Origin of the sequence: Geminicoccus sp. (genome assembly GCF_036263595.1) — a bacterium.
Lineage (GTDB): Bacteria > Pseudomonadota > Alphaproteobacteria > Geminicoccales > Geminicoccaceae > Geminicoccus.
Genome location: NZ_DATAGQ010000057.1, coordinates 1 through 4,793, shown reverse-complemented (window position 1 = coordinate 4,793; position 4,793 = coordinate 1). Strand labels below are relative to the sequence as shown.

The window sequence follows — 4,793 nt, the reverse complement described above, 5'->3', positions numbered from 1 at the left end:
GCGCAGGAGGTCGAGATGCCGCAGAAGGTGCCGCACATGCGGCGTAAGGTGAACACCTGGTACGCCGTCAAGAAGGTCCCCAAAGACCGCGTGGCAGTGGTCGGTCAGAAGAACATCGAGCAGTCGCTGAAGACCGACAGCTTTGTCGAGGCCAAGCGGCGGCTCCCCAGGGCTCTCATGGAGATCCAGGCGAAGATCGATGCGAAGCCTGTCGACCCTGCCCTATTCGTGCTGGAGCAAGCCAGGTACCGGCGCCGTAGCATCCTGAACGCTTCCGATGTCTCAGACCACGATGAGGACGAGCCGACCAGCCTGCGAGACATCGCGACGGATCTTGCGCTGGAACATGCGTACGACATCGAGCGCCGGTTCGGCTCTGAGCTGGCCCACCGTTACGCTGCCATTATCCATGGCAAGGGCTTGGCGCTCAGCGACCACATTGAGCCCTGGCTTGAAGCCGAGACCCACATCACGGAGCAGACCAAAGCGCAGCATCGCAAAGCCGTAGCGGAGCTGTTCGCCTTCCTGGGCAGCGAAGCCGTGCTGAACACGGACGTCACCTTCTACAAGGCCCGCGACTTCCGCGACGACCATCTCCTGGGCAAGCTGTCGCTGACCGCGAAGACCGCGAACCGCTACATCAGCAGCCTGTCGAGCTTGTGGCGCTGGCTGATCGACAACCGGCACATCGGCAACGAGAAGACCGACCCGCGCAGCCTGAACCCTTGGACTGGGTTGGGCGTCGCCAAGAAGAAGGCCAAGGGGAGCGGCGAGAAGAAGACGGTTGGCTGGTCGCACGATGAGCTGTCGACGATCCTGGGCAGCAAATACCTTGGCGACGCTCTGCGACCCCTCGTACTCCTCGCGATGTACACTGGTGCCAGGATCGAGGAGCTGTGCCAGCTGCGCGTCCAGGACGTGCATGAGGATGACGCTACTGGCGTGCCTTACGTGCACATCAGGAAGTCGAAGACGGAGGCAGGCGTGCGCGACGTGCCGCTCCATCCAGTCGTTCGGCCGCTGGTGGCGTCGCTGGTCGACGCGGCTCGTGGAATGACGCCGGTGGAATGGCTGCTACCGACGCTGAAGCCTGGAGGGGCCGGAAGCGACAAGCGTTCGCATTATCCGTCGAAGGCCTTCGGGATCATGACGCGAGACCGCTTAGGCCTCGACGACGAGCGTAAGAAGTTCCACTCGTTCCGGGCCAACGCGATTACCGCGCTTCAGCGGGCTGGCATCAACGGGCAGACCATCGGGCAACTCGTGGGCCACGAGAACGGCAGCGTGACCTTCGGGGTCTACAGCGACGGCCTCCTGGTCCAGCAGCTCGCGCAGGCGGTCGAGAAGATCACCTACGGGCCGACGGTCGATGCGCTGGCGCAGTCGATGGCCAGCGCTCCGGTTCCTCCTTGGTCGACAGGGCCAAAGGTCGAGAGGCGAGACCCGACGAAGCCCAAGGGCCGCCCAAGGAAGCCTCTGTGACCCAGCAGGTAGGTGATTAAGTAGATCAGTGCGCACCGCCTGCGCACGTTGACCTCGTGATGCTTAGACAGCCACTACGAACACGAGGATCATAGCAACGATCGCAAGTGTGACACCGATGCTGAGCACATAGCGCATCCGCCCAAGCTTTTGACCTTGCCGAGCGTCGTTCGGCGTCTTGATAGCATTGGAGTCGTGGCGATCAGGCTCGGCCGCACGAGGTTCAGAACTTGCCACTTGAGCGGCTCCAGATCTTGGGAGGGATCGTAATGAACGATTTGTCAGGTGCCAGGTTCCGGCCGTAGCGCGACAGTCAGCGCCTAGTAGTCCAGAGGATCCCTGAATGGCACTCTCTCGTCCTCATGACCATCTTTGATGAGCTGGGTCTCAATCGTCACAGTCTCAACGGCCTCGTATCCTGGAGCCCGCCGCTCGAACGTCTCAATAGCTGCTTGGACGGCCTCACTTTCGCTGGCCCCACTGACATCGAGCGTATCGACTGTCACGCAGCGCATCCTGACCCTGTAGACGCTCTTGCCTGTGGATGCTGCCCTGCTCATCAATCCGCCCCGAGTGGCTGTATATCCAGGGCAACATAGGCGACTTCAAGGCGGTTCCCCTTAGAAGTCTGACAACTTCGTCATAGTCTTGGGGAGTGTTCTTCAATGCCCCTGTGGCGTCGTCTGAAACTCCGCAAGCAGCCCGGCAGTCGGCCACTCGTGGTTCTTTCAGACCGCCACAGGGGCAGCTCTTCAGCGTCGGCAGTCTTGCTCCTCAGCCTATTGCTAGACCAGTGCCTCCTCTCGTGAGGGTAGGCCTTCGATTTCGGCCGATGACGCCGTCGGTGTTGTGGATACGTCCTGGCCATCTATCGGCGTTTCTTGCGACCCACCGCGATGGCCGGAAGAGACCTTCTCGGTAGCCTTGGCCGCCAAGCGGGCTTTCATTGCATCGATCTTCTTCGGATCGTACCAGCCCCAGACCATCCCACGCTCAGGGTCGTCTCGTAGGGTTCGTGCTGCAAGCACCGACAATGGTCTCGGATGCGTTTTCGGCCGTCCATGCCGGTCAGTCGTTTGAAGAAGGTCATCTGGCGCGTAACCATCTGCGAGAAGCCGCCGGGCTACCGAGAAGGAAGTCGAGACGTAGAGCAACCTCCCGTTGACCGTCCACGCGTCCACCGTGCCGTGCTTGGTCGGCGTGTAGGCGGCCGTAATCGTCACTGCCATCTCATGGTGCCTCCCACTGGGGCATGTTGCATCAACAAGACCCATCTCGGTCAGTTCATGCACACCTGGGCTTCCTCTGAAGGGCCTGTCACGGAGCCGGGGGCTGGAAGGCGATCATCGAGCCGGCTGGCTGTCCTTTGCAGAAGTCCAGCACGAGTTGCGCCGCTCTTACCTTGTCGGTACATGCGCCGGCTTCGACGAGCACTGCGTTGAAGGCTCTGCTGATCGCGGCCCAAGCTGCAAAGCCCGGATCGGCGAAGATCTCCACCCTGTTGATGATCGCGCCCATGTCATCGATAGATTCGAGCGTCGCAAGCGCTGCTGGAGAGAACAGCAGGTTCTTGGCCGGCACGACGCCAATTGCGCTCGCCAATCTGACAGTAGGTCTGGCACGGTTCGGATCGGACAAGCGTCGCTCGATCTCATGCATTGCGGCCTGTTCGGGGATGTAGGAGTGCTGCTTAGTCTTCATGATCCAGGTTCCCTGTTAGCTCAGTTTGGACTTGCTGTAGACCAAGTGATAGCAGACCCGCCGACCTTCTCTGAAGATCGACAAGAGCATTCACCTGAGAGTGCTGAAGTTAATGTTTCCGTGTGGACTACAAGATTTCTTAGGCTAGCTTGATGCGAACGTGTGGGATCGCACCGAATGCCTGAAAGAACTCGTCCAGGATCATTTGGCGGACCGTTTCGGATTGGCTCTCTGGCACGAGCAGAGCGTCATGTACGGGCCAGCCTGGAATACCGGCTGCCATGGCTCGTTTGCTCACCGCCATGAGCATCCTCGCCTCCAGGTTCATGAGCACCATTCCGTTGCCGCGCTTCATCGATTTCCAGCATGCCAGATGCGGACGAGCCGCAAGCAGCGCCCTGCCGACGTGAGCGGCCGGATAGGTCTCCCGAAGATTCAGGAAGCGATCTTCGAATGTCTGGACGGTTTGGGAGGGCCACCTGCGCAAGTGCGCTCCACTGTTAGTGAGGAAGATGGACGAGGCTGCCTTGATGACGTCCCTAGGGATGATCTGGTCGGTCGCGAGATCGGTTATCCCGTCGTATGGATCGGCATCCTCGGCTTCCCACCTGTTCGGTGCAAAATTCGACTGGTCACTGCGGGTGAGGCCGTAGGCGATCGTCGGCCAGGAGGCACGAATATCCAGTTCCGCCGTGACCTCACCATCGACGACCAGTTGCAGGCGTTCGTCGCCACCGATGCACTGGTACGGCCCGTAACCGGGACCACCGCCCCTGGCATAGATCCGCCCATGAACGTCCCATTGATAAAGATCGAGACGCTTAAGGTCGTAGCCAACTGGTAGCGCGAAGATACGGTGAAGCCCGAAGAAGGCCGGCGTACCATCCCGCTTGGTAAGGCTGAAGCCGTCCAGATAGTTGTTCATCTGGCGTAGCTCTTGGACCAGATCGCTCACGATGGGGCTTTGTCGTACTTTCCTTGGCAGGCCGATCGGGCGTCGCGCCTTCGTCGAGCGGGATCCGGGCCGCTTTGCCCAATGCAGCACTAGTGGCCAAGCCGGCATCGTGGGCCGGAACCGACAATGCTCGATGCCGCCATGCACGCCCACCAGCGCCGCAAAACGTCTGGCAGGAAGATACGTCGCGGCTTCATTCAGAAGGCGTGTTGCTTGCTCTTGACCGGGTTCGCAGATCCAGACGTCGAAGCGGTGAGGCGTAACCTCTTCCAGGAAACGGAGGCCGATAAGGGCGTCCCTGACAGCGCGAGCCGTCCGGTATCCAATGCCACTGACAGCGGTTGGGGCAGATGCACTGAAGCTCGCCGCCATCCAGCTGCGGTACAACGGTGGACGCGGCTCTAGGCACCGCAGCGAAGCGACTAGCGCTCCCGCGAAGCCCTCGATCGCCCTGCGGATCTTTTCAGGCCGTCTGCTCGGGTCTTCGGGCTTTGCCAAGACAGCCCAACAGGCGGTGACCTGGTCGCGCAGATCGTTGCAGAGTGCTTCCGCCGCCGGGGATGCCTGTCGCCAGGCAAGCGACAGGTATGCTGCTTGCGGTAGCTCTCGGCCATTTCCACGACGCTGTTCGGCAGGCAATGCCCTCTTCGATGGG

At 60.8% G+C, this 4,793-nt stretch carries 5 protein-coding genes; 1 reads left to right on the top strand and 4 read right to left on the bottom strand.

What is annotated here, in order from left to right; translation table 11 throughout:
* Nucleotides 1–1,482, top strand: a 1,482-nt coding sequence (locus VHL31_RS04685) for a tyrosine-type recombinase/integrase (protein WP_329660045.1), incomplete at its 5' end; no start/stop codon positions are given.
* A 320-nt stretch (nt 1,483–1,802) separates the two neighbouring features.
* Here the strand turns inward: VHL31_RS04685 and VHL31_RS04680 are convergent.
* The 4 genes from VHL31_RS04680 to VHL31_RS04665 form a co-directional block, all read right to left on the bottom strand.
* Nucleotides 1,803–1,988 carry a hypothetical protein gene (locus tag VHL31_RS04680; protein ID WP_329660044.1) on the bottom strand — a complete coding sequence of 62 codons (186 nt, stop codon included), beginning with the start codon at nt 1,986–1,988 and terminating at the stop codon, nt 1,803–1,805.
* 279 nt (nt 1,989–2,267) lie between these two features.
* On the bottom strand, nt 2,268–2,711 hold the full coding sequence (locus VHL31_RS04675; RefSeq protein ID WP_329660043.1) for a hypothetical protein: 444 nt from the start codon (nt 2,709–2,711) through the stop codon (nt 2,268–2,270).
* An 88-nt stretch (nt 2,712–2,799) separates the two neighbouring features.
* Nucleotides 2,800–3,141 carry a hypothetical protein gene (locus VHL31_RS04670; RefSeq protein ID WP_329660042.1) on the bottom strand — a complete coding sequence of 114 codons (342 nt, stop codon included), beginning with the start codon at nt 3,139–3,141 and terminating at the stop codon, nt 2,800–2,802.
* A gap of 181 nt (nt 3,142–3,322) precedes the next feature.
* On the bottom strand, nt 3,323–4,793 hold a 1,471-nt coding region (locus VHL31_RS04665), incomplete at its 5' end, for a hypothetical protein (RefSeq protein WP_329660041.1).